The 22844-nt window shown below is 73.1% G+C and carries 23 protein-coding genes; 15 read left to right on the top strand and 8 right to left on the bottom strand.

Annotation, left to right across the window (positions count from 1 at the left end):
* Positions 1-34: 34 nt before the first annotated feature.
* From FKD65_RS09370 to FKD65_RS09355, 4 genes are read right to left on the bottom strand one after another with little or no spacing between them, the layout of a single operon-like run.
* Entirely contained in the window at positions 35-961 is a 927-nt protein-coding gene (locus tag FKD65_RS09370) for an aldose 1-epimerase family protein (protein WP_141577082.1), read from the bottom strand.
* A 10-nt stretch (positions 962-971) separates the two neighbouring features.
* Positions 972-2414 carry a DUF1116 domain-containing protein gene (locus FKD65_RS09365; protein ID WP_141577081.1) on the bottom strand — a complete coding sequence of 481 codons (1443 nt, stop codon included), beginning with the start codon at positions 2412-2414 and terminating at the stop codon, positions 972-974.
* Entirely contained in the window at positions 2411-3901 is a 1491-nt protein-coding gene (locus tag FKD65_RS09360; protein WP_141577080.1) for an FdrA family protein, read from the bottom strand. The genes FKD65_RS09365 and FKD65_RS09360 overlap by 4 nt, the downstream gene beginning before the upstream one ends.
* Positions 3898-4926 (bottom strand): DUF2877 domain-containing protein, encoded by a 1029-nt coding sequence (locus FKD65_RS09355; RefSeq protein WP_240810050.1) that lies wholly within the window; start codon positions 4924-4926, stop codon positions 3898-3900. Before FKD65_RS09355 ends, FKD65_RS09360 begins: the two co-directional genes overlap by 4 nt.
* 211 nt (positions 4927-5137) lie before the next feature.
* Between FKD65_RS09355 and FKD65_RS09350 the strand changes: the two genes are divergently transcribed.
* The 5 genes from FKD65_RS09350 to cutA all read left to right on the top strand — a co-directional run bounded on the left by FKD65_RS09350 (position 5138) and on the right by cutA (position 12393).
* A complete protein-coding gene (locus FKD65_RS09350; protein WP_141577078.1) occupies positions 5138-6901 on the top strand; it encodes a PucR family transcriptional regulator in 1764 nt (587 codons plus the stop codon).
* 207 nt (positions 6902-7108) lie between these two features.
* On the top strand, positions 7109-8617 hold the full coding sequence (locus FKD65_RS09345) for a uracil-xanthine permease family protein (protein ID WP_141577077.1): 1509 nt from the start codon (positions 7109-7111) through the stop codon (positions 8615-8617).
* Between the two features lie 12 nt (positions 8618-8629).
* Positions 8630-9493 (top strand): xanthine dehydrogenase family protein subunit M, encoded by an 864-nt coding sequence (locus tag FKD65_RS09340; RefSeq protein ID WP_141577076.1) that lies wholly within the window; start codon positions 8630-8632, stop codon positions 9491-9493.
* A complete protein-coding gene (locus FKD65_RS09335) occupies positions 9493-9978 on the top strand; it encodes a (2Fe-2S)-binding protein (RefSeq protein ID WP_141577075.1) in 486 nt (161 codons plus the stop codon). The genes FKD65_RS09340 and FKD65_RS09335 overlap by 1 nt, the downstream gene beginning before the upstream one ends.
* The gene (cutA, locus tag FKD65_RS09330; protein ID WP_141577074.1) at positions 9979-12393 is read left to right on the top strand and encodes an aerobic carbon-monoxide dehydrogenase large subunit; all 2415 of its coding nucleotides are present in this window, start codon (positions 9979-9981) and stop codon (positions 12391-12393) included.
* A 187-nt stretch (positions 12394-12580) separates the two neighbouring features.
* On the opposite strand, the gene FKD65_RS09325 is transcribed toward cutA, so the two are convergent.
* Positions 12581-13426 (bottom strand): polysaccharide deacetylase family protein, encoded by an 846-nt coding sequence (locus tag FKD65_RS09325; RefSeq protein WP_141577073.1) that lies wholly within the window; start codon positions 13424-13426, stop codon positions 12581-12583.
* Positions 13427-13649: 223 nt separating this feature from the next.
* On the opposite strand from FKD65_RS09325, the gene FKD65_RS09320 reads away from it, so the two are divergent.
* Complete coding sequence (locus FKD65_RS09320; protein WP_141577072.1) at positions 13650-14312, top strand: carbon monoxide dehydrogenase subunit G; 663 nt, start codon at positions 13650-13652, stop codon at positions 14310-14312.
* Positions 14313-14423: 111 nt separating this feature from the next.
* Here the strand turns inward: FKD65_RS09320 and FKD65_RS09315 are convergent, their stop codons facing one another.
* Positions 14424-14798, bottom strand: a complete 375-nt coding sequence (locus FKD65_RS09315) for an FKBP-type peptidyl-prolyl cis-trans isomerase (RefSeq protein WP_089312346.1) — start codon at positions 14796-14798, stop codon at positions 14424-14426.
* A gap of 142 nt (positions 14799-14940) precedes the next feature.
* Here FKD65_RS09315 and FKD65_RS09310 point away from each other — a divergent pair, with 142 nt between their 5' ends.
* The 4 genes from FKD65_RS09310 (at position 14941) to FKD65_RS09295 (ending at position 19543) form a co-directional block, all read left to right on the top strand.
* Positions 14941-16983, top strand: coding sequence for a hydantoinase/oxoprolinase family protein (locus FKD65_RS09310; protein WP_141577071.1), 2043 nt, complete (start codon positions 14941-14943; stop codon positions 16981-16983).
* Positions 16980-18797 (top strand): hydantoinase B/oxoprolinase family protein, encoded by a 1818-nt coding sequence (locus FKD65_RS09305; protein WP_141577070.1) that lies wholly within the window; start codon positions 16980-16982, stop codon positions 18795-18797. The genes FKD65_RS09310 and FKD65_RS09305 overlap by 4 nt, the downstream gene beginning before the upstream one ends.
* Before the next feature lie 138 nt (positions 18798-18935).
* Positions 18936-19196: a type II toxin-antitoxin system RelE/ParE family toxin gene (locus FKD65_RS09300; RefSeq protein WP_141577069.1), complete on the top strand. Its 261-nt coding sequence runs from the start codon at positions 18936-18938 to the stop codon at positions 19194-19196.
* Positions 19193-19543 (top strand): helix-turn-helix domain-containing protein, encoded by a 351-nt coding sequence (locus FKD65_RS09295; protein WP_141577068.1) that lies wholly within the window; start codon positions 19193-19195, stop codon positions 19541-19543. The genes FKD65_RS09300 and FKD65_RS09295 overlap by 4 nt, the downstream gene beginning before the upstream one ends.
* 124 nt (positions 19544-19667) lie before the next feature.
* Here the strand turns inward: FKD65_RS09295 and FKD65_RS09290 are convergent, their stop codons facing one another.
* A complete protein-coding gene (locus tag FKD65_RS09290; RefSeq protein ID WP_141577067.1) occupies positions 19668-20093 on the bottom strand; it encodes an ATP-binding protein in 426 nt (141 codons plus the stop codon).
* A gap of 101 nt (positions 20094-20194) precedes the next feature.
* Between FKD65_RS09290 and FKD65_RS09285 the strand changes: the two genes are divergently transcribed.
* Positions 20195-21010 carry a helix-turn-helix transcriptional regulator gene (locus FKD65_RS09285; protein WP_168220993.1) on the top strand — a complete coding sequence of 272 codons (816 nt, stop codon included), beginning with the start codon at positions 20195-20197 and terminating at the stop codon, positions 21008-21010.
* On the top strand, positions 21007-21201 hold the full coding sequence (locus FKD65_RS09280; RefSeq protein WP_141577065.1) for a DUF397 domain-containing protein: 195 nt from the start codon (positions 21007-21009) through the stop codon (positions 21199-21201). The genes FKD65_RS09285 and FKD65_RS09280 overlap by 4 nt, the downstream gene beginning before the upstream one ends.
* Here FKD65_RS09280 and FKD65_RS09275 read toward each other — a convergent pair.
* Positions 21179-21628, bottom strand: a complete 450-nt coding sequence (locus tag FKD65_RS09275) for a VOC family protein (protein WP_141577064.1) — start codon at positions 21626-21628, stop codon at positions 21179-21181. The genes FKD65_RS09280 and FKD65_RS09275 overlap by 23 nt on opposite strands.
* Positions 21629-21797: 169 nt before the next feature.
* Between FKD65_RS09275 and FKD65_RS09270 the strand changes: the two genes are divergently transcribed.
* The 3 genes from FKD65_RS09270 to FKD65_RS09260 all read left to right on the top strand — a co-directional run bounded on the left by FKD65_RS09270 (position 21798) and on the right by FKD65_RS09260 (position 22694).
* Positions 21798-22004 carry a dienelactone hydrolase family protein gene (locus FKD65_RS09270; RefSeq protein WP_141577063.1) on the top strand — a complete coding sequence of 69 codons (207 nt, stop codon included), beginning with the start codon at positions 21798-21800 and terminating at the stop codon, positions 22002-22004.
* Positions 22005-22098: 94 nt separating this feature from the next.
* Positions 22099-22302, top strand: a complete 204-nt coding sequence (locus tag FKD65_RS09265; protein ID WP_141577062.1) for a hypothetical protein — start codon at positions 22099-22101, stop codon at positions 22300-22302.
* Positions 22299-22694, top strand: coding sequence for a type II toxin-antitoxin system death-on-curing family toxin (locus tag FKD65_RS09260; protein WP_205718613.1), 396 nt, complete (start codon positions 22299-22301; stop codon positions 22692-22694). Before FKD65_RS09265 ends, FKD65_RS09260 begins: the two co-directional genes overlap by 4 nt.
* The last annotated feature ends 150 nt before the right edge of the window (positions 22695-22844 follow it).

Genomic DNA, 22844 nt, shown 5'->3' with positions numbered 1-22844 from the left:
AACCCCTGCCTGCTAGGGAACCGGTACCGCGTGATCAGGACGCCTGGACGCCCCAGGTCCCGGTGAACTCCTCGCCCGGCCCGAGGTCCACGACGCCCTCCCCGGACGCGAACGCGTTGGGCGGGCACGTCATCGGCTCGACGCCGAGCCCGCTGCGCGGGTCCGGGGCGTTGTCGGCGGTGTAGATCTCCATCCACGGGTGCGACTCGTCGGCCCAGAGCCGCACCGTGCGGTCGGCCCCGGCCAGGGTCACCCAGGCGCGTCCGTGGCCGTCGCGGTTGAGCGCGGTGTAGGCGTTGTCGATCCGCCGGTCGCCGAACACGGGCCCGGTCCGCAGGTCGTAGGGGGTGCCGGTGACGTCCTCCGACGGCCCCGACGGGATCATCCGGTCGTCCACCGGGAGGTAGCGGTCGGCGCCCAGCGTGACGGAGCAGCCGTCGATGGGCTCGCCGACCGTCAGGTAGGGGTGCGCGCCGTGGCCGTAGGGGGCGGTCCTGGTGCCGGTGTTGCGCGCCGTCATCCGCACGCGGAGCCCCGCGTCGGCGTCCAGGGTGTACTCGGCCTCCAGGTCGAGGCGGAACGGGTACCCGGCGGTGCCGAGCAGCCGGTGCGTGAGCCGCACCCGGTCGGGCTCGTGCTCGGCCGCCGTCCAGGCCGCCCAGCGGACGAGCCCGTGGATCGCGCAGTCGCGCTCCGGCTCGGACAGGTCGAGCCGGTGCTCCGAGCCGCCGTAGTCGTAGCGGCCGCGGTCGACGCGGTTCGGCCACGGGACCAGCAGGTGCCCGAACGCGGCGGGGGCCGGCTCGTCGGCGCCGTGCGTCAGCACCAGCGCGCGCCCCTCGTGCGTCAACTCGCGCAGGCTCGCGCCCGACTCGGTGACGACGGCCTGGTAGTGCCCAGCGCCGATGGCGTACTGCTCGCCGGTGAGGGCGGACTTCTCCCCGATGATCGACTCGCTCATGCGGGCGACGTTACCCCCGGAGCGGCTGCGCCGGTTCGGCCAGGGCGCGCAGGGCGTCGGTGAAGACGTTCGCCGGCGGTTCGACCAGCCCCGCGCCGACCTGGCCCGTGCCGGCCTCGCGCCCGGCGATGCCGGTGTCGATGACGGGCAGGATCCCGGTGCGCACGACGCGGGTGACGTCCACGCCGACCGGCGTCCCGCGGAACGACAGCAGCGGGATCTGCAGCATGGGGTGCTCGGCGAGGGTGATCTCGTACATCCGCTGGGTGGCGGCGACCGCGTCCGGGACCTCCCCGCCGACGAAGCGGACGATCGCGGGCGCGGCGGCGAGCGCGAAACCGCCCATCCCGGCCGTCTCGGTGATCGCCGAGTCGCCGATGTCGGGGTTGGCGTCGTCCGGGCCGTACCCGCCGAGGTAGAGGCCGTCGGGGACGCCCGCGGGGCCGGTGAACCAGCGGTCGCCCGTCCCCGACACCTGGATGCCGAAATCGGTGCCGTTGCGGGCCATCGCGACGACGAGGCTCGACCCCGGCACGCCGCGGGCCGCGTCGGCGCACGCCTTCGCCGCCGCCATGCCCGCGTTGAGGAAGAAGTGGTCGTTGCCCGCCGCGAACCTCAGCGCCTCGGCGGCCCTCGCGCGGGGCACCTCCTCGGCCGCCGCGAGCGCGGGCGCCAGCTCGCGCAGCAGCAGCGACGTCGCCGCCCGGTTGCGGTTGTGCAGCTCGTCGCCCATCTGGAGGGCCTGCGCGATGAGCGCCATCAGGTCGACCGGCCCGTGCCGCCGCACGGCCTCGCGCAGCGCCGGACCGAGCACCTCGCCCATCCACGCCAGCCGCTCGATCACCTCCGGCCCGTACGCCCCGTACCGCAGGACCTTGCCGAGGCCCTCGTTGAGCGAGCAGTAGGACGTGCCGCCGTGCTCGGCGTCCTCGACCACCAGCATCCACATGGACGGGCTGACGACGCCCGCCATCGGGCCGACCGCGGCGTGGTGGTGGCACGGCTCGAACACCGCCGCGCCGCGCTCCAGCTCGCGCTCCGCGCCGCGCGGCGTCTCGGCGAGCCCTTCCAGCAGCATCGCGCCGACGAGGGCCCCGCGCATCGGACCCGAAGCGCGCTCCCACTCCAGCGGCGGGCCCGCGTGCAGGAACCGTCCCGGTTCGAGGCCGAGCACCTCGCGCGCGGGACGCACGTCCACCAGGTGCGGGCGCGCCGTCACCATCCGCTGGACGGCGCGCGCGTTGGCCTCGGCGTGGCCGGGTTCGCCGAGGACCGCCGCCAGCGCGGCCTCCGTCCCGGCGGGCGGCGGCCGCCAGTCGACCGCCTCCACCGGGACGGCCTGGTCGGCGAGGGCGCTCGCGAGCACCTCGACGCCGGTCGCGACGACGCTCGGCTCGCGGGACAGCAGCCCGCCCAGCCGGTGCGCGCGGTGCGCATCCCGGTGGTCGCTCATCGGGGCATCCCTTCGACGGTCGACCCGTTCACCAGCGCCAGGGCGTGCCGGGTCGCCTCGGCGTTGGAGGCGAAAACGTCCGCGCCCGCCTCGCACAGCGCGAGGGCCTGCCGGTCGCGGCCCTGCGGATCCGCCGGCGTCCCGCAGAGCGACACGACGGCGTCGAGGTCCGGGCGGTCCCGCAGCGCCGCCGCGATGGCCGGGGCGAGCGCGGCGGCCGGGTCGGGCTCCGCGCCGTACCCGAGCACCACGTCCAGGAGCAGGACGCCGCAGCCCTCGTCGGCCGCCTCGGCGCGCAGCGCCTCCAGCCGAAGCGTCGGATCGATCATCGGGTGCGCGCGGCCCCGCGTGTAGGCGTCGTCGCCGAAGTCGGTGAAGCGGTGGCCGCGCGACTCCAGCTCCCATCCGAGCACGTCGCGGGCGATCATCTCGGCCTCGTCGCGCAGCGTGCCGCCCGCGAACAGCCCGCGCAGCGCCCGCCCGGGCCGTGCCCGCCCAGACGGCCCTTCTCCGGGCGCGGCATGCCGCGGCGACACCCAGCGCGGCCACGTCGGGACGGGGCGGCCGAGCGCCCTCAGCGCCTTCTCCGCCGCCCGCGTCAGGTCGTCCTCGCCGGGCAGCGGCAGCGCGAACACCACCGGGGTGTCCAGCCGCCGGGCCGCCTCCCGGATCAGGTCCAGTACCTGCGGCGCGGGCGGCTTGGACACCAGCACGATCAGCTCGGTGCCCGGGTCGGCGTCCAGCGCGGCCAGCGCGGCCAGCGCCGACCGGCCGCTCACCTCGGGCGACAGGTCCCGGCCGCCGACGCCGAGCACGTGGCTGACGCCGGTCCCGGCCGCGTCCAGCAGGCACATCAGCTGCTGCGCGCCCGTCCCGGACGCCGCGACGACGCCCACCGGGCCGGGCCGCACCGCGTTGGCGAACCCGAGGCCCGCGCCGCCGACGACGGCCGTCCCGCAGTCCGGGCCCATCACGATCAGCCCGCGCCGCGCCGCCGCCTCCTTCAGCGTGATCTCCTGCGCGACCGGCACGTTGTCGCTGAAGATCATCACGTTGAGGCCGGCGTCGAGGGCGTCCATCGCCTCGGGGAAGACGTGCGGCCCCGGCACCGACAGCAGCGCCACGGTCGCCTCGCCGCGGGCCGCCGCGGACCCGGTCGTCCGGGCCGGTGCGGGCGCGCCCAGGATCCCGCCCTCCGCGGGCGGGCGCGACGCCTCGCGCAGCAGGCCGTCCAGCGCCTCCCGCGCCCCGTCCAGCCCGCCGTCCGCCGTGTCGTCGATCACGCGGATCGCGACGACCAGGTCGTCCGGCCCGGCGTCGTCCGGCACGGCGAAGCCCATGCGGCCGAACATCTCGCGGTTCAACTCGGTCCCCATCGCCACCATGGCCGCCGCCACGCCGGCCCGCTCCGACAGCAGCCGGCTCACCCGCATCAGCGTGACCGAATCGTGGTAGCCCCCCCGCCGCACCTCGACCCGGTCCGTCATGCGGTGGCCCTCGGCGCGCCCGGCCGTTCTTCGAGGTGCCGCCGTTCTCGGAGGTGCCGCATCTGGAGGTGCTGGACGGGCAGGTGCGCGGAGGCGGCGAGGGCGAGGACGGCGCGGCATCCGGCGAGGACGCCGTGCGCCAGGTCCGCGCCCGACGTGTGGCCCACCGCGAGGAGGCGGCGGACGGCCGCCTGCGGCGGTTCGTGGCCCGCGACGCAGCGCAGGACGGCGGTCACCTCGGCGCCCGCGTTGCCCGCCGCGGCGCAGTGCAGCAGCGTCGCGGCCAGCGCGGTCGTGCGGGTCCCGGCGTCGGCGGTGACGGCCGCGCCGAGCCAGTCGGCCAGCCGCACCGCGCTCTCGCCGCGCCGGACGGCGCCGCCGACCGTCCGCAGCGAGGTCAGCAGGCCGCACAGGATGTCGTCGCCGCTCGGCGTCAACCCGGGGCCGAGGCCCACGATCCGCTCGGCCGCCTCCACGGCGCCCGCGAGGTCGCCCGCGGCGCAGCACGCCGCGAGCGCGTCCGGGTCGGGGTGGCCGGCGAGGCCGCCGCCCGCGGGCCCGGCGGCGGTGAGCGCGCCGGCCGCGGCCAGTTCGGCCTCCAGGGCGCGCAGGCCCCGCGACAGCGACGCGGCCTGCATCCCGCCGAGCACGGGGGAGGGGTCCCACCAGCGCCGCACGCGCACGGTGAGGCCCTCCATCTCGATCCGCCCCTCCCCGACGAACGCGTCCGCGCCCTCGCGCACGGACCGGAACGGGTGGTCGCGCCTCGTGGCGACGACCACCACCGCGTTCGGCAGGCGGCCGGCGTCGGAGGTGACGACGGCGAGCACGCGCGGCTCCGCGCCCCCGGGCCCGCCTCCCCGCATCTCCAGGTACACCGCCGCCGGGAAGGCGGCGATGACGCGGGCGGGGCGGCGCGGCGGGTCGAGCAGCGGCCGGAGCGCGAGGCTCGCGGCGCCGGCGGCGGGGGGCCGCGCTCCGGGGCGGGCCGGGAGCCGGATCGGGTCGCGGACGAGAGCGGTCACGGATCCTCCCGAGGCCGGTGTCGGCGGCCGCCCGGCGTGCGGACGGCCCGGCCTCCGGCATGACGGTAGAACGGGCCCGGCATTGGACGTATGGATAAATCTGCCAAGGATGGTTGTCATCGTTCGTCTTTGTTGTCAGTGTTGATCAGAAATCGGTAGCGATCACGCCGTTACGGGCGATGTACGCACCAAAAGCGAGGTGACCCCTGGCATGAGTTACACGACTGCGGACCCGGGCCCACCGGCCCTCCGGCTCGCGAGTACCGGAACACTGACCTACGGCCTCTCGGTCGGCGAGGTCCTCGGCGTCAGCACCCTGAACGGCGCCCGCCTCATCGCCGGACGGGCCGGACTCGAGCGCGTCGTCCAGCGGCTGAACGTGATGGAGGTCCCCGACATCCTGTCGTGGGTCAAACCGAACGAACTGCTGCTCACCACCGGCTACCCCCTCCGCAACACCCCCCAGTCGCTCGACAACCTGGTCGCCGACCTGGACGAGCGCGGCCTCGCGGCGCTGGCCATCAAGCTCGGCCGCTACCTCGACTCCCTGCCCGCCGAGATGATCGCGCAGGCGGACCGGCGCGGCTTCCCCCTGATCCTGCTCCCGAACGACGTCGGCTTCGACGACATCCTGAACCAGGTGCTGACCGACATCCTGAACCGGCAGGCGGCCGTCCTCGCCCGCACCGAGGAGGTGCACCGGGCGCTCGTGCAGATCGTGCTGTGCGGCGGCGGCCTCCAGGAGGTCGTGGACGAGGTCGCGACGCTGCTGGACGTGGCGGTCGTGGTGCTGGACGGCGAGCAGCGGGTGCTCGCGGGCGCCGGCCCCGACGAGCACGTCCAGGCGATGCGGGCCTTCGACGCGGGCCGGCACGCGGCGTGCGGCCGCGGCGGCTGCGGCATCATCGGCGCGCACGGCACCGGTGACCACCTGGTCGTCCCCGTGATGGCGGGCGGCTTCGACCACGGCCGGATCGTCGCGTTCAGCCCCGCCGGCACCCTGCGCGGCACCGACCTCGGCATCCTGGAGCGCGCCGCGACCGTGGCCGCGCTCGTGGTGACCAAGCAGCAGGCCGTCGCGGCCGTGGAGAGCAAGTACCGCGCCGACTTCCTGCGCGACATCCTCGCGGGCCGCGCGGGCGGCGACGACCGGATCGTGTCGCACTGCGGCGGGTTCGGCTGGGACCTCGACCGGCCGATGATGGTGGTCGTCGCTGAACTGGACGGGCGCCCGCGCGGTGCCGCCGCCCAGGAGGCCGAAGGCAAGGGCCGCGGGAAGGCGGCCGAACCCGACGGCGGGGCGCGCGGCGTCCGCGGCGCCGAGGAGAGGGCCGCGCAGGAGCGGCTCGCCGCCGCGTGGACGACGGCCGTCCGCCGGCACGACCGGGGCGCGGCCGTCGCGAGCTTCGCCCACGAGGTCGTGGCGATCGTCGGCGCCGAGGGCGACGACCCCGCCGAGTGGACCGCCGGACCGGTCCAGGCGATGGTCAAGGAGGCCTCGTCGATCTTCGCCGAGCACCTGCCGGTGCGGCGGACGTTCTCCACCGGCATCAGCCGGACGGTGACCTCGCCCGCCGCGCTGCCCGAGGCCTACGAGCAGGCGGTGAAGGCCGTGCGGGTCGGGCGCCAGCTCAACGGCGCGGGAGCGCGGGCGCACTTCGACCAGCTCGGCGTGTACCGGCTGCTCAGCCTCGTCTCCGACCCGGACGAGCTGCACGCGTTCGTCCGCGAGACGCTCGGCGACCTCGCCGCCGACGACGAGCCGGAGCTCGTCGACCTGCGCCGCACCCTCCAGGTGCTGCTGGAGACGAACCTCAACGTCGCGGAGACGGCGCGCCGGCTCCACTTCCACTACAACACGCTGCGGTACCGCATAGGCAAGCTCGAAAGGATGCTCGGAGCGTTCACCGAGGACGCCCATCTGCGGCTCAACCTCACCCTCGCTCTTCACGTGCTGCGCATGCGGGGTATCTGAGGGTAGCGGCGACGTCCCGCCGACCCGGGACGCCGCACCGGAGCCGGGGGCCGCCGTCCCGGAACGGCCCGCCGGCGCACCGTCCGGTCCTCCCAATCCTGGACGCGCGGTTTGGCAGATGTCGCCGATGCCCGCCCACCAGGGTAGATCTACCTTGCCCGCATGAAAGGCCCGCGGGGACGCGGCCGGCTGAGCAGGAGGACCCCCATGGCGATCGGCTGGAAGCTGCACGGCGACGGGCGGACGCCGCCGCCCGGGGAGGTCGTGCGGCCGGACGAGCGGCTCTCGTGGCCGCGGACCGCGGGCATCGGCGCCCAGCACGTGGTCGCGATGTTCGGGGCGACCTTCGTGTTCCCGGTCGTGATGGGCCTGGACCCCAACCTGGCGATCATGATGTCCGGGGTCGCGACGATCCTGTTCCTGCTGATCGTGGGCGGCCGGGTGCCGAGCTACCTCGGCACGAGCGCCTCGTTCGTCGGCGCCGTCGCGGCGATCCGCGCGGCGGGCGGCGACAGCGCCACCGTGACCGGAGCGATCTTCGTCGCGGGCCTGGTGCTCGCGGCGGTCGGCGTGCTCATCCACGTCGTCGGCGGCGAGGTCATCCACAAGGTGTTCCCGCCGGTGGTGACCGGCGCCGTGGTCATGCTGATCGGGTTCAACCTCGCCCCGGTCGTCGCCACCGTGTACTGGCCGCAGGACCAGTGGGTGGCGCTGGCGACGCTGGCGTTCGCGGTGCTCTGCGCGGTGCTCCTGCGCGGCTTCTGGGCGCGGATCACGATCCTGCTGGCGCTGGTGTTCGGCTTCGTCCTGTCCTGGCTGCTCGACGCCACCGCCGGGAAGATCACCTCCGTGCTGCCCGGGCAGAACCTGCTGGACGGCGCCGGCAAGCCGTGCGCGGCCGAGGGCCCCTACTGCGTCGCCACCGCCTTCCCGCACGAGCGGGTGAACTTCACGAACGTGAAGGGCGCCGACTGGTTCGGGTTCCCCGACCTGCACGCCCCCGACTTCAAGACCTCGGCGATCCTGCTGGCGCTGCCCGCCGTCATCGCGCTGATCGCGGAGAACACCGGGCACGTCAAGGCCGTGGCCGCGATGACGCGCGACGACCTGGACCCGGTCCTCGGCCGGGCCATCGCCGCGGACGGCGTCGGCACCGCCCTCGCCACCGCCGTGGGCGGCTCGCCCACCACCACCTACGCCGAGAACATCGGCGTCATGGCGGCGACCAGGATCTACTCCACCGCCGCCTACTTCGTCGCCGCGATCGTGGCGATCCTGTTCGGGCTGTGCCCGAAGTTCGGGGCCCTCGTCGCCGCGACGCCCGGCGGCGTCCTCGGCGGCATCACCGTCGTCCTCTACGGGATGATCGGCCTGCTCGGCGCGAAGATCTGGATCGAGAACCGGGTCGACTTCGCCGACCCGGTCAACCTCGTCCCGGTCGCGGCGGCGATCATCCTCGCGATCGGGAACGTGACGCTCCAGGTCACCGACGACTTCCCGCTCCAGGGCATCGCGCTCGGCACCATCGCCGTCCTGGTCGGCTACCACGTCCTGAACGTGCTGCGCAGACCGGAGGACACGGGCGGCGGCATGATCGCCCCGGGGGAGGAGGAGATCGGCGGCCCCGTCCGGCACGCCGGGCGGGAACCGCGCCGACCGGGTACACCTACCTCCGAGAACCACACCACCGACACACCGAACAACGATGCGAGCTGACGGGGCGGCGCGGTGAAACCACCTCCGTTCGGGTACCACGCGCCGGGCACGCTCGGCGAGGCCCTGGACGTCCTGGCCGCCGCGCCCGGCGGGAAGGTGCTCGCGGGCGGGCAGAGCCTCATCCCGCTGCTGAACATGCGGCTGGCCGCGCCGCCGGACCTGGTCGACATCAACCGCGTCGCCGAACTGGACACGCTGCACGTCGGCGACCAGGGCGTGCGGGTCGGCGCGCTCGCCCGGCACGCGCGGGTGGAGCGCTCGGCGGAGGCGGCGGCCGTGCAGCCGCTCCTCGGCCGGGCGCTCCGGCACGTCGCGCACCCGGTGATCCGCAACCGGGGCACGGTCGTCGGCAGTCTCGCCCACGCCGACCCCGCCGCCGAGATGCCCGCCGTGCTGGCCGTCCTCGGCGGGACGGTCGAGGCGGCGTCGGCGCGGGGGCGCCGCACCATCCCCGCCGGCGCGTTCTTCCGCGGCCCGCTGGAGTCGGCGCTCGAACCCGGCGAGCTGGCCGTCTCGGCGTTCTTCCCGGCCGCGCCGCCCCGCACCGGGACCGCGTTCGCCGAGACGGCGCGGCGGCACGGCGACTACGCGCTCAGCGGCGTCGCGGCCGTCGTCGGCCTCGACGAGGACCTGCGGGTCGCCTCCGCGCGGGCGGGGTTCCTCGGCATCGCGCCGACCCCGCTCGTGCTCGACCTCACCGCCGCCGCCGGGCCCCGCGGGGACTGGGCGGCGGCGGCCGCGCACGTCCGGGAGCGGATCGACCCCGAACCCGACATCCACGCGGGCGCCGGCTACCGGCGCCACCTGACCGGCGTGCTCGCCGAGCGCGCCCTGAACGCGGCCGCGGCCGAGGCGCTGCGGAGGGCGGAGGACTGATGGCGGAGAGCTTCGAGGTCGCGCTGACCGTCAACGGGACGCACCGCACGGCCCGGGTCCCGGCGCGGCGGCTGCTGTCGGACCTGCTCCGGCACGACCTCGGGCTCACCGGCACCCACGTCGGGTGCGAGCACGGCGTCTGCGGCTGCTGCACCGTCCTGCTGGACGGCGACCCGGTCCGCTCGTGCCTGATGCTCGCCGTCACCGCCGCGGGCCACGAGGTCACGACCGTCGAGGGGCTCGCGGAGCCGGACGGGACGCCGTCGCCGGTGCAGCGGGCGTTCCGCGAGTGCCACGGGCTGCAGTGCGGCTTCTGCACGCCCGGCTTCCTCTGCACCGTCACGGCGCTGCTGCGCGAGACGCCGCGCCCCACGGAGGACCAGGTCCTGGAGGGGATCTCCGGGAACCTGTGCCGCTGCACCGGGTACCAGAACATCGTCAAGTCGGTGCACCGCGCCGCGGACCTGCTCAATGGGGAGGCGTGAATGGGGACCCGGGTCTTCGGTGAGCCGGTCGAGCGGCGCGAGGACGGCAGGCTCCTCACCGGGCGCGGCCGCTACCTCGACGACCTCGGCCGGGACGCGCTCGCGGCGGCGTTCGTGCGCTCCCCGCACGCGCACGCCCGGATCGCCGACATCGACGTGTCGGAGGCCCTCGACGTCGAGGGGCTGGTCGCCGTCTACACCTGGGAGGACCTGCCGGGGAAGGTCGGGGACCCGCTGCCGCTCCTCATCCCGCACCCCGCGCTCACCCACGGCCGCACCGGTTACCCGCTCGCCCGCGAGACCGTCCGGCACGTCGGCGAGCCGGTCGTGATGGTCGTGGCCCGCGACCGCTACCTGGCCGAGGACGCCGCCGAGCGCATCCGCGTCGAGTACGAGCCGCTGCCCCCCGTCGTCGGCATCGAGACGGCCGAGCGCGCCGAGCATCTCGTCCACGACGACGTGCCCGGCAACGTGGGCGCCGTCCTGGTCCAGGAGAACGGCGACGCGGCGGCGGCGATCGACGCCGCGCCGCACGTGCTTGCGTTCCGGCTGTCCATCGAGCGCAGCGCGTCCATGCCGCTGGAGGGCCGCGGCGTCTACGCGCGGTGGGACGCCGACGACGCGTCGCTGCGCGTGTACTCCTCGACGCAGGCCTCCACCAGCGTGCGGGCGGCGATCGCGGCGCGGCTCGGCATGCCGAACGGCAAGGTGGAGGTGATCGCGCCGGACGTCGGCGGCGGCTTCGGCGTGAAGATCGTCCACCCGTGGCCCGAGGAGATCCTGGTGCCGTGGGCGGCGCGGCTGCTGGACCGCGAGATCAAGTGGACCGAGGACCGCCGTGAGCACTTCGTCTCCGCCGCGCACGAGCGCGGGCAGCTCCAGGACGTGCGCGTCGGGTTCGACGACGAGGGCCGCGTCCTCGGCCTGGACGTGCGGATCCTGCACGACCACGGCGCCTACACCCCGTACGGGATCATCATCCCGATCGTCACCTCCACCCAGCTGCTCGGCCCCTACAAGATCGGCGCGTACCGGGCGGAGGTCGTCAGCCTCTACACCAACACCCTCATCGTCACCCCGTACCGCGGCGCGGGCCGCCCGCAGGGGGTGTTCTGCATGGAGCGGACGATGGACCGCATCGCCCGCCACCTCGGCCGCGACCGCGCCGCCGTGCGCGCGGCCAACTTCATCCAGCCCGACGAGTTCCCCTACGACCAGGGCCTGACCTTCCAGGACGGCCGCCCGCTGATCTACGACTCGGGGAACTACCCGGAGCTGCTCGGCAAGGCGCTGGACCTGATCGGCTGGGACGTCTTCGAGGCCGAGCGCGCCGCCGCCGCGTCCCGGGGCCGCCGCATCGGCATCGGCCTCGGCGTCTACGTCGAGGGGACGGGCGTCGGCCCCTACGAGGGCGGGCACGTCGAGATCGACACCGCGGGCCGTGTGCACGTGTCGACCGGGCTCACCTCGCAGGGCCAGGGCCACGAGACCGTGTTCGCGCAGATCGCCGCCGCCGAGCTGGGCGTCCCCATCGAGGACGTCAACGTCACGACGGGCGACACCCGGCGGTTCGGGTACGCGGTGGGCACGTTCGCGTCCCGCGCGGCGGTGATGAGCGGGAACGCGATCGCGCTGGCGTGCCGGAAGGTCCGCGGGAAGGCGCTGCGCATCGCGGGAGAGGCCCTGGAGGCCGACCCGGACGACCTGGAGATCACCGACGGGGTCGTGCACGTGCGCGGCGACCGGTCGGCGGCCGTCCCGCTGCGGACGGTGGCGGTCCTGTCGAACCCGCTGCGCTACGCGTTCGACGAGGAGGCCGCCGCGGCGACGCAGTTCGCGGTGGGCCGCCCGGTCACCGAGCCGCCCGTCGCCGCCGGGGACGAGCCCGGCCTGGAGGGCCGCGACTACTACTCGCCGGTGCGCTCCACGTTCGCCTCCGGCGCGCACGCCGCGATCGTGGAGGTCGACCCGGACACCGCCGAGGTCGCGATCCTGCGGTACGCGGTCGTCCACGACTGCGGGCGGCTCATCAACCCGATGGTGGTGGAGGGCCAGATCCACGGCGGCGTCGCGCAGGGCGTCGGCGGCGCCCTGTACGAGCGGATGGTCTACGACGAGTCGGGGCAGCTGCTCAACGCCTCGTTCATGGACTTCCTGATGCCGTACGCGACGGAGGTGCCGCGCATCGAGACCGACCACCTGGAGACGCCGTCGCCGCTGAACCCCCTCGGCATCAAGGGCGCGGGGGAGGCCGGCGTCATCCCGGTGTCGGCGGTGATCGCCTCGGCGGTCGAGGACGCGGAGGGGATCCGGGTGGACGCGATGCCGCTGTCCCCGGACTCCCTCTACACGCTCCGGCTGCGCGCCGCGGACGACCCGTCCCTGCGCGTTCCGGAGGGCGCCGAGGTCGCCTGACGGTGCGTCCACCCGTTCGGGCCGGGCCGTCAGGCCGTTCGAGTCCGGCCGGCCGGGGGCGTGCCGTTCGTGGCTGGCGGGGTCGGCTCGGGAAAGCAGGGGACCTCGACCCCGCCAGCGTGTTGACCTTAGGCACAGAGCCCCCCGGGACTCCCGCCCAACCGAGTTTCCTCCGGGAAGGTCGCTTTCAGGCGTGCGACGGCTGGTCGGGGGCGTTTCCGCCCAGGGACCTCGGCAGGTAGTTCTCGACCGCGGCGGGCCGGAAGCCGGCCTGCCTGATCCAGCCGAGGATCATCTGGAACTCCTGGGCGAGCCCCTTGCGGTAGTGCATGAGGATGATGTCGCCGGGCTTGAAGCCCTTGCCGCCGTCGCCGCGCGCGAAGCCGTTGTAGCCGACGCCGGGCCCGGAGGTGCCGTTGTAGAACTCCGCCGACCACAGCAGCACCGACTTGATGCCGCATTCCTTCGCGGCCTGCAAGGTGGTCTGGTTGTAGCTGCCGAACGGAGGGCGGAAGACCTGGGGACGGCGCCCGTACTGCTTCTGGATGGCGTCGGAGGAGTCGCAGATCTCCTTCTTCTGCGACTCGGCGCTGAGCGTGGCCATGTTGGGGTGCGTGACGGTGTGGTTCTCCATCTGCGAGCCGGCGTTGCGCATGGCCCAGAAGTACTGCCCCTGCCCCTTGATGTAGGTGGAGGTCAGGAACGTCAGGATGGGGACCTTCTCCTTGCGGACGAGGTTCACGAACTCCGAGTCGTAGGTGTAGCCGTCGTCGATCGTGAGGAAGACGACGCGCTCCTGCGTCTCGATGCGCTTGATGACGGGCGGCAGGCCGCCCGCCTCCGGCTTCGGCATCGTCCACGACCCGGGCTTGGGCGTCGCCCACTGCTGGTCGTCGAGCACGGACGCGAGCTGCGTCCGCATGGACGGGCCCGAGCCGCCGCCGAACCCGGCGGTCGCCACGGGCCAGGCGCCCGCCGCCACGCCGAGCACACCGGCGGCGACCATGGCGATCACGGGCGTCTTCGCTGGCATCGGCCGCGTACTCCGTTCGCTCGGGGGGCTTGCGGTCCGCTGCGGGTGCAGTGGGTCCGCATCGGTTGACGCGCGAGCGGCGGTCGAGGTTCGCCCCGCACGGAACCTGGCGGACATATCTGACCATTCCCAGGGCGCCGGGGAGCGCATCTGCCCAATCCTCGGCGTGTACTCGGCAGAAGTTGCCGTTCGGCGAGGCCGCGGGGTTCTCTAAAGTCGGGTCATGCAGCTCACCGGCAGTGCCAGCGTCGCCGCGCCGCTCGACCGCGTCTGGGACGCGCTCCAGGACCCGGCCGTGCTGGCGAGGACGATTCCCGGGTGCCGCTCCCTGGAGGAGAACGGGGACGGCACCTACCGCATGACGGTCACGGCGGGCGTCGCGTCGATCCAGGGCACCTACGTGGGGCAGGTCGAGCTGGCCGACCCCGACCCGCCGCGCTCGTTCGTGCTGCGGGCCCGCGGCCAGGGCGCGCCCGGCACGGTGGACGCCACCGTCCGCGTCCGGCTCTCGGACGGCGGCGGCGCCACCCGCATCGACTACGACGCGGACGCGGTCGTCGGCGGGATGGTCGGCGGCGTCGGGCAGCGGATGCTCGGCAGCGTCGCCAAGCGCACCGCGGGCGAGTTCTTCTCCGCCGTCGAACGCGACCTCATCGCCCCGGCACCGGTCCCGCCCCTGGCCCCGGCCGCGGAGCCGCCGCCCGGGTCCCCGGCGCCCGCCGCCGGGCCCGCGGCCCCGGGACGCGCCGTCTACCCGGGACGGGCCGCGGCCGAGCCGGCGCCCGCGGGGGCCTGGCTCCCGATGGCCGCCGCGTTCGGAACCGGCGGAGTGGTCGCCCTCGCGGGCGTCGCGGTCGGCTACCTCATAGGCCGCCGCTCCCGCTGAGGCGCGCCGCGCGACCCCGGAAAGGCGAGGGCACCCGATGACGGCGACGGCGGGCGCCCCGGACACCGCTGCCCGGGACGCCCGCCGTTCGAGGCGGTCAGTCGGCGCCTGCTAGCCGACGCCGACCAGGTCGACGACGAAGATGAGCGTCTCGCCGGGCTTGATGGCGGGGCTCGGGCTGCGGTCGCCGTAGGCGAGGTGCGGCGGGATGACGAGCTTGCGGCGGCCGCCGACCTTCATCCCGGCGATGCCCATGTCCCAGCCCTTGATGACGCGGCCGGAGCCGAGCTCGAAGTCGAGCGTGCCGCCGCGGTTCCAGGACGCGTCGAACTCCTCGCCGGTCGACCACGACACGCCGACGTAGTGCATCGACACCTGCGAGCCCTTGACGGCCTCGGGGCCGTCGCCCTCGGTGATGTCGGTGATGTCGAGGTAGGCGGGCGGCTGGCCCTCGGGGAAGTCGATCTCGGGGCGTTCAAGCGCCATGAACGGGCTCCAGCGGTCTTGTCGGATGGACGGACGGAACAGAGCTGCTCAGCCTATCCGCACCCGGGTCACGAAAGAACGCCGCCTCCGTTGGCAGATTGCGACGGTTTCCCAGGTGGGCGGCGTCCGGTAGACCCTTGTCATGGCGAAGCGGCTGCGGATCGGCATCGACACGGGCGGGACGTTCACCGACGTCGTCGCGCTGGACGGGGACGGCGCCCTCGTCACCACGAAGACGCCCTCGACGCCCGCCGACCCCGCCGAGGGCTTCGCCGACGGCGTCGCCAAGATCCTCCGGATGGCGGGCGCGGGGCCCGGGGACGTCGCGGCGCTGTCGCACGGCACCACGGTCGCGACGAACCGGCTCCTGGAGGACCGGATCGACGACCTCGGCCTCGTCACCACCGAGGGCTTCGAGTCGATCCTGGAGATCGCCAGGCAGAGCGTCCCTGACGGCTACGGCAACAGCTACTTCTGGGTGAAGCCGCCGCGGATCGTCCCCGCGCACCGGGTGCGGGCGGTCGGCGGGCGGCTCGACCACACCGGCGCCGAGCTGCGCCCGTTCGACGAGGAGTCGGCGGTCGCCGCGGCCCGCTGGTTCCGCGACCAGGGGATCCTCGCGATCGGGGTGTGCTTCCTGCACTCCTACGCCGACCCGTCGCACGAGCTGGCGATGCGGGACGTGCTGGCCCGCGAGCATCCGGACGCGGTCGTGTCGCTGTCGTGCGAGGTGCTGCGCGAGTACCGCGAGTACGAGCGGTCGGTGACGACGCTCGTCGACGCCGCCGTCAAACCCGCGATGAACGGCTACCTCGCGCGCATCGCCGAGCGCGTCGCGTCGCGGCTGCTGGTGATGAAGAGCAACGGCGGCGTGCTCTCGGCGGACGAGGTGGCGCGGCAGCCGATCACGACCGTCCTGTCCGGCCCGGCCGCCGGGGCGCTCGGCGCGGCGTTCGTCGTCTCGCGCAGCGGGCACGGCTCGGTGGTGACGCTGGACGGAGGCGGGACGTCCACCGACGTCGCGGTCGTCCTGGACGGCGAGCCGACCCTCACCACCGAGGGCTCGATCGGCCGCCATCCCGTGAAGATCCCGATGATCGACATCGTGACCGTCGGCGCGGGCGGCGGATCGGTCGCGTGGCGCTCGCCGGAGGGTGCGCTGAAGGTCGGCCCGCGCAGCGCCGGGGCCGATCCCGGACCGCTCTGCTACGGGCGCGGCGGGGCCGAGGCCACGGTGACCGACGCGCACGCCGTCCTCGGGCGCATCCCGCCGCACCTGCTGGGCGGCGAGGTGCCGCTGGACGTTGACGCCGCCCGCCGCGGCCTGGGGGCGCTCGCCGCGGAGCTCGGCCTGCCGGTCGAGCGGGCCGCCGCCGGGATCCTGGAGATCTCCGCGTGGAACCAGGCCAACGCCATCCGGCAGATCACCGTGAAGCGCGGCCTGGACGTCCGCGACTACCCGCTCGTCGCGTTCGGCGGCTCCGGGCCCCTGCTGGCGTGCCGGCTGCTCGACGTCCTCGGCCTGCCCGCCGCCGTCATCCCGGAGAACCCCGGCAACCTGTCGGCGTTCGGGCTGCTCACGGTGGACGTGAAGAACGACTACGTCCGGACCCGCGTCGTCCGCGACGCCGAACTCGACCCCGCGCTCCTCGCCGAGGTCTACGCCGACCTCGAAGCCGAGGCGGCCGGGGCGCTGGCCCGCGAGGGGTTCCCCGAGGACCGCCGCCGCTTCGCCCGCTCCGCCGACCTGCGCTACTACGGGCAGGCGTTCGAGGTCCGGGTCGCCGCGCCCGCCGGGCCGCCGGACGAGGGGCTGCGCGCCGAGGTCGTCCGCCGGTTCCACGACGCGCACGAGGCCCTCTACGGCTACTGCTACCGCGACGACCCGCGCCACCCGGTCGAATGGGTCAACCTGCGGGTCTCCGGCATCGGCCCGATCGAACGGCCGAGCCTGCCCGAGCGGCCGCCCGGGGACGGCGACGCCTCCCGGGCCCGCACCGGCACCCGCAGGGTCTACTTCGACGCCTGGGAGGAGTCGGCGGTCTACCGGCGGGAGAAACTCGCGCCCGGCGACACCGTCGAAGGACCGGCGGTGATCGAGGAGTTCGGATCGACGCTCCCGCTGCACCCCGGCTTCGCAGCGATCCTGGACGGCCACGGCAACCTGGTGGTGACCTCCCGATGACCGACCCGATCCTGCTGGAGATCGTCGAAGGCACGCTGGCGTCGGTGGAGCGCGAGGTCGAGACGGCCATCGCCCGCACCGCCCGCTCCCCGATGATCCGGGACGCGCACGACTTCCGCGCCGGGATCCACGACCGGCGCCTCCGCAAGCTGACCGGACGGTCGTACTCGGCGCTCGTCCAGCCCGTCGCCCGCGACTTCCCGCCGGAGGAGATGCGCCCCGGCGACGTCTTCTTCCACAACGACGTGTACCTCTCCGAAGGCGGCATCGGGCACCTGCCGGACCTGTGCGTGACGGTCCCGGTGTTCCACGGGGACGAGGTGGTCGCGTTCGTCCAGGCGTTCGGCCACCACGACGACATCGGCGGCGCCGTCCCCGGATCGATGCCGAGCCACGCCCGCAGCGCGTTCGAGGAGGGCCTCATGGTCCCGCCGATCAAGCTGTGGGACCGGGGCGTGCCGAACCGGGCGGCGCTGGCCATCATGACCCGCAACTCGCGGATGCCCGACTCGCTCGCCGGCGACCTGGACGCCGAGTGCTCGGCGTGCCTGATGGGCGCCCGCCGCCTCGGCGAGCTCTTCGCCCGCTACGGCCGCGCCGACGTGGAGGCGTGCTTCGACGCCATCATCGACCGGACCACCGAGACGTTCCGCCGCGAGCTGCTCGCCAAGATCCCGGACGGGACGTTCGTGTGGGAGGACTACGCCGAGCACGACGGCGTCGACCCGCCCCGCCTGCACGCGCAGCGCATCACGCTGACCGTCGACAAGGCGGCCGCCGTCCCCCTGACCATCGACTTCACCGGGACGTCCCCGCAGGCGAAGGGTCCCATCAACCACGCCGGGGACTATTCGGACGGGGTGTTCCTGAAGAAGTGGCTGGCGCCCGTCCTGCGCAACCTCGCCGACACCCCCGAGCGCGCCGCCGAACTCGACGTCAACGAGGGCGTGGTGCCGCTCATCGAGATGCGGTTCCCGGAGAAGGGCACGCTGCTCACGCCCGTGTTCCCCGCCCCGACCAACGCCCGCACGTTCGTCATCCTGCGGCTGCTCGGCGTCCTCGCGGGCGTCCTGGCCAAGGCGACCGGCGGCCGGATGCCCGCCGACCAGGAGACGATCCGCTACACGGGCGTCTACGGGGAGGACGACCGCGGCCCCTACCTGATGCGGGAGGTGCTCGGCGGCGGCTCAGGCGGCCGCTACTACGCCGACGGCGAGGACACCATCCACGTCGTGCCCGACTCCCGCAACATCCCCGCCGAGTTCGCCGAGGCCCGCTGGCCCTTCGTCGTCGAACGCCTCGGCCTCGCCGTCGACTCCGGCGGCCCGGGGGAGCACCGCGGCGGCCTCGGCTACGACAAGCACATCCGCATGCTCCGCGACGCCCACTACATGTCGATCGCCGACCGCTCCATCCTGTCGTGCTGGGGCGTCAACGGCGGTCGCGCGGGACGCCCGTTCCGCGTCGACATCGACGGCGAGGAGATGGACGGCCTCGTGGACGACAGGCCCGTCCGCGCCGGGCAGGTCATCCGCATCCGCACGACGGGCGGGGGCGGCTGGGGCGACCCGCTGAACCGCGACCCCTCCCGCGTCGCCGCCGACGTCCGCGACGGCAAGGTCTCCGTGACCGGCGCCCGCGACGACTACGGCGTGATCCTGACAGACGGAGCGGTGGACACCGAGGCGACCGGGACCCTCCGCGCCCGCCTGCGCGCCGAACGCGGCCCCGTCCCCTTCTTCGACCGAGGCCCCGGCTACCCGCAACTAGCCGACGGCGCCCCCTCCGCCGAAGTCGACTCCCTCACCCCCTGACCACTCCGGCGCGCCCCTTCGAACCCTCCCCGCGCACGTCTTCGCCACAGGGATGGCCTCCTACGACCAGCCCGACCGGATACCGGTCTAGTCACATCGGCAGATGCCGAGGGGCGCGTTGGTTATAACATTGGATGCATGGGGCTGTTCGAGATCCAGGCTGAGCCGGAAGTCGTCGACTGGCTCATGTCGCTCGCGCCTGCTCAGCCGGCGCGTGCCGACGTGGTGTGCGGCATGCTCGCGATCGAAGGCACCTGCCCCGGCATGCCTCTGTCCCGGCCTCTTGGTGACGGCGTGTGGGAGCTGCGGATCAATCTCCACCCTCAGGACATCCGGATCACCTACTGGTTTCCCGGGCACGACCTCATCAGCGTCATCGAGAGTCCGGAGGGACCATGAGCAGTCAGCGGAGCGGCCCGCACATTCTTCTCGGCGACCACCCCGGCTTGGCCGCCAGGCGAGACACCGACGAATACCGGATCGCCCACGAGGAGGCGCGCCTGGCGATCGCCCTCGGCCGTGCCGTCTACGCTCGGCGGACCGAGCTGCGCATGTCCCAGACCGAACTGGCCCGCCGCGCCGGGATGCGTCAGCCCGCGGTATCCCGCATCGAATCCGGCGGAGGGGGAGTTCCGACCCTGGCCGTACTGAACCGGCTCGGGCACGCCCTCGGCCTGCGGTTCCGGGTCATCGTCGGGGAAGGCGACGCCGGCGCGGCAGAGACCGAACTGCGCGCCACCGCATGAGGCCCCCGGCTGACCGCGCATGTTGACCCCATAGCCCCGGCCGCGACTTCCACCTCACGGAACGACGAGATTCCGGCCGCCGCGTCGCGGATCTTCGTGGCGCTAATGAAGCATGGGCGAGGGCTCACGGGATGATCCGGGCCCAGACCCATTTGCCGCCGCCTGGGTCGCGCGTCGCCCCGCACGCGGCGGACAGGGCCTGGACGATGTGCAGGCCCCAGCCGCCGTTGTCGTCGAACGCCTCTTTGGACAGGTCGAGATCTTCGAGGGTGAGTTCGACCTTCGGCTTGGCGTGCGGAAGGTCGGGCGCCCCGTCCCACACGGCGATGATGACCCCGTGCGCGTCCCGGCTGACCTGGAGCCGCAACTCCGCGCACGGCGTCCGCTGGGCCGCATTGGTGACGAGCTCCGAGACGATGAGCAACGCATCGTCAAGAATGTGCGAATAACCCCATTTATGAAATCGCGCCCCCGCAAGCGTCCGCGCCATCCCCACCGCCGCCGCGGACCCCATCAAGGGAATGATCATTTCTCCGGCCGCCGTTGCCATGGATGCCTCGCCCTCGCCTGGACTTCGAATTTCCTAGGACAAGAATGACTGTGGCGCTCTACTGTTTTGTGTTAGCGAACCCAAACAAAACAGGAGTGTCGATGACCATCGTCCGCGATCCTCTTGAACCGAAGATCTCCTTGTGGCACTTCCTAGCCTTCTACCTGCGGTTTCTGCGTGAGAGAGAAGGGATGTCGCTCACTCAGTGCGGCAAGACCATTGGTGTTGCGCGCTCGACTGTTTCGAACATCGAAGCGGGGCGTCAGCGACCCCAGGAAGACCAACTTGCGAGATTGGATGAGAAGTATGGCACCGGAAGGCTATTGCAGCTCTTGCTGTGGTATGCCCGAAATACTCACGATCCCCACTGGGGGCGTCAGCTAGTTCCATACGAGGAGCAGGCGACCGCGTTCAGGGCCTACCACGGGAAGTCGATTCCCAGGCCGTTTCAAACCGAGGACTACATGCGTGCCCTGGCCACGGCAGGTGCCCCTGGTGATGCCGACGACACCGTCGCCAGGCGTCTGGCTCGTCAACAGGTCTTGCTCGACCGGGAGAAGCCGCCGTTCTTCTACTTGATCCTGGAAGAGGAGGTGCTTCGCACCTCCGTCGGGGGTCCACAGGTGATGAAAGCTCAGCTCGCACACCTTCGAGGGATGATGGACCTGCCCCAGGTCATTGTTCGCTTCGTTCAACCTGTGGCAGGTGCTCACGAAGGGTTCGACGGTCCCTTCCAGATCATCAGCCTGGAACGCCGGGATGTCGCGTTTGCGGGCGCCCAATACGGCGGGCGGCTGATCGAAGCCCCGGGCGAGGTGCGGGATCTTTGGGCTAGGTTCGACCGTATCGGCGCGAAGGCCCTTTCGGAGGATGCCTCGCGCGTCCTGGTCGAGCGGTACTTGGAGCAGGTCACATGAACGTCCAATGGCGAAAGAGCACTCGCAGCAGCGGTGTCAACGATGAAGACTGCGTTGAGTTGGGGCGTCTCGCGCCGGGGGCGGGGATCGGCGTGCGTGATTCCAAGGACCCGGAGGGTGGTCACCTTGCGCTGAGCTTGGCGGAGTTCGCGGGGCTGGTCGAGCGGATCAAGGGGCGCCCGGGGCGGTGACGGTGGCCTGACCGGGCCAGGTGCCGGGTTCGGCGAGTTCGATGACGTTGCCGAGGTTGTCGCTGATGAACGCGATGCGCTGACCGAGCTCCTCGATCGTCATGGGGTCGCCGATCACGTTCGCGCCCAGGTCGCGCAGCTCGGTGACGGCCGCGTCGAGATCGGTGACGGCGAGGCAGAAGTGGTGCAGGCGCGCCGGGGCCATGGTCGACAGGACGTCGTCGGTCGGCTCCTGGCGGACCGACGCGACCGCCATGAGTTCGATCTTGACGTTCCCGTGGACGAGGAAGACGAACGTCATGCCGTGGACGTCGAACCGCCGGTCGACGGTGAAGCCGAGCGTCCGGGTGTACCAGGCGATGGTGGCGTCGAGGTCCTCGGGGGTGAGGTTGATGCCGACGTGGTCATGGGAGAAGGAGAGGCTCATGTGGTCAACTTCGCCCACCGCCGGGCCCGCTGCAAGAGACGGATCAACGGTAGGAACACGGATACCACCCGCCTCCGGCGGTGACCGGCGAGGAGCGACGCATGGCCACTGACAAGGCGCCCCTAGGCGCCACACTGCGCTCGTCGGCCGCCCCCGCCTCGGCTCGCGGATGCACGCCGCCGACCCCGATGACTTCGCGCCGACCGAGCAGGTCGCCGCATTGCGGCGGTCGGCCCGGACGACCGGTGCCGAGCTGGAGATCTTCCGCTACCCGGGCGTCGGCCACTTCTGCACCGACCCCGAATCGCCCGACCACGACTCCGTCGCGTCCGAACTGACCTGGAGCAGGGTGCTGGACTTCCTAGCCTTGACGTGACCCTCGGCAGTCCCCGCGGCGGTCCTCTGGCACCCCGGACCACCTCTAGTACCATCGGTGATACCAGATCCACGTACGCAGGGAGAATCTCGGCATGGCCTTCGCAGCTCGCCTTCCCGACGACCTGGACGCCTGGCTCGATGAGGCGGCCACGGCCGAGCAGCGGTCCAAGAACGCGATACTGATCGCCGCTCTCGAGGAGTACCGGCAGCGCCGGGAACTCGCCCACGTCCTCGGACTCGCCGACGAGACGGCACGCGACCACCGGAACCTGCTGGACCGGCTGGGCGACGCGTGAGCGTGCGCTACCTGACGGGCGAGGAGATCGTCGCCGTCGGGCGCCGGGCCGTCGGCGAGCACCTCAACGTGCGGGACTTCGGGCTGGTCGCGTCGGCGGCCGCTCGGCCGGCCACGGTGACCTTCGGCGTGGACCCCTACCCCACCCTTTTCGAGAAGGCCGCCGCGCTGCTGCACTCGCTCACCACCTCTCACCCGTTCACTGACGGGAACAAGCGGGTCGGCTTCGCGGCGAGCGACGTCTTCCTCAAGCTGAACGGGGCGCGCTTCGCCCCCGAAGCCGAGGACGAACTGTTCACCGCCGTTATGGACGTCGCCACCCATGACCTGAACGACGTCCCGGCCATCGCCGAGCGGATCGAGCGCCTGGTACGGGCGTCTGGCGCTCGGTAGGCGCCCGCATTCGTGGAAGTCCCGCCGCGCGGCGACGGCGTGAGATGCGCACTCTCCGCATCTGTTCGAGTGCGATGTGTGATACGGAAATGTCGGTTTGCTCTCAGGCGCGGGGGAGCGGCATGAAACGCGAATCCGGGGGGACTGATC

Source organism: Actinomadura sp. WMMA1423, assembly GCF_006547145.1.
Classification (GTDB): domain Bacteria; phylum Actinomycetota; class Actinomycetes; order Streptosporangiales; family Streptosporangiaceae; genus Spirillospora.
This window is presented reverse-complemented; position numbering and strand designations above follow the sequence as displayed.

What these genes read in the sequence shown, in the direction of transcription:
- FKD65_RS09370 (WP_141577082.1), bottom strand. Translation starts at nt 961, where the DNA reads ATGAGCGAGTCGATCATCGGGGAGAAGTCCGCCCTCACCGGCGAGCAG.
- FKD65_RS09365 (WP_141577081.1), bottom strand. Translation starts at nt 2,414, where the DNA reads ATGAGCGACCACCGGGATGCGCACCGCGCGCACCGGCTGGGCGGGCTG.
- FKD65_RS09360 (WP_141577080.1), bottom strand. Translation starts at nt 3,901, where the DNA reads ATGACGGACCGGGTCGAGGTGCGGCGGGGGGGCTACCACGATTCGGTC.
- FKD65_RS09350 (WP_141577078.1), top strand. Translation starts at nt 5,138, where the DNA reads ATGAGTTACACGACTGCGGACCCGGGCCCACCGGCCCTCCGGCTCGCG.
- FKD65_RS09345 (WP_141577077.1), top strand. Translation starts at nt 7,109, where the DNA reads ATGGCGATCGGCTGGAAGCTGCACGGCGACGGGCGGACGCCGCCGCCC.
- FKD65_RS09335 (WP_141577075.1), top strand. Translation starts at nt 9,493, where the DNA reads ATGGCGGAGAGCTTCGAGGTCGCGCTGACCGTCAACGGGACGCACCGC.
- cutA (WP_141577074.1), top strand. Translation starts at nt 9,979, where the DNA reads ATGGGGACCCGGGTCTTCGGTGAGCCGGTCGAGCGGCGCGAGGACGGC.
- FKD65_RS09325 (WP_141577073.1), bottom strand. Translation starts at nt 13,426, where the DNA reads ATGCCAGCGAAGACGCCCGTGATCGCCATGGTCGCCGCCGGTGTGCTC.
- FKD65_RS09320 (WP_141577072.1), top strand. Translation starts at nt 13,650, where the DNA reads ATGCAGCTCACCGGCAGTGCCAGCGTCGCCGCGCCGCTCGACCGCGTC.
- FKD65_RS09315 (WP_089312346.1), bottom strand. Translation starts at nt 14,798, where the DNA reads ATGGCGCTTGAACGCCCCGAGATCGACTTCCCCGAGGGCCAGCCGCCC.
- FKD65_RS09310 (WP_141577071.1), top strand. Translation starts at nt 14,941, where the DNA reads ATGGCGAAGCGGCTGCGGATCGGCATCGACACGGGCGGGACGTTCACC.
- FKD65_RS09305 (WP_141577070.1), top strand. Translation starts at nt 16,980, where the DNA reads ATGACCGACCCGATCCTGCTGGAGATCGTCGAAGGCACGCTGGCGTCG.
- FKD65_RS09300 (WP_141577069.1), top strand. Translation starts at nt 18,936, where the DNA reads ATGGGGCTGTTCGAGATCCAGGCTGAGCCGGAAGTCGTCGACTGGCTC.
- FKD65_RS09295 (WP_141577068.1), top strand. Translation starts at nt 19,193, where the DNA reads ATGAGCAGTCAGCGGAGCGGCCCGCACATTCTTCTCGGCGACCACCCC.
- FKD65_RS09290 (WP_141577067.1), bottom strand. Translation starts at nt 20,093, where the DNA reads ATGGCAACGGCGGCCGGAGAAATGATCATTCCCTTGATGGGGTCCGCG.
- FKD65_RS09285 (WP_168220993.1), top strand. Translation starts at nt 20,195, where the DNA reads ATGACCATCGTCCGCGATCCTCTTGAACCGAAGATCTCCTTGTGGCAC.
- FKD65_RS09280 (WP_141577065.1), top strand. Translation starts at nt 21,007, where the DNA reads ATGAACGTCCAATGGCGAAAGAGCACTCGCAGCAGCGGTGTCAACGAT.
- FKD65_RS09275 (WP_141577064.1), bottom strand. Translation starts at nt 21,628, where the DNA reads ATGAGCCTCTCCTTCTCCCATGACCACGTCGGCATCAACCTCACCCCC.
- FKD65_RS09270 (WP_141577063.1), top strand. Translation starts at nt 21,798, where the DNA reads ATGCACGCCGCCGACCCCGATGACTTCGCGCCGACCGAGCAGGTCGCC.
- FKD65_RS09265 (WP_141577062.1), top strand. Translation starts at nt 22,099, where the DNA reads ATGGCCTTCGCAGCTCGCCTTCCCGACGACCTGGACGCCTGGCTCGAT.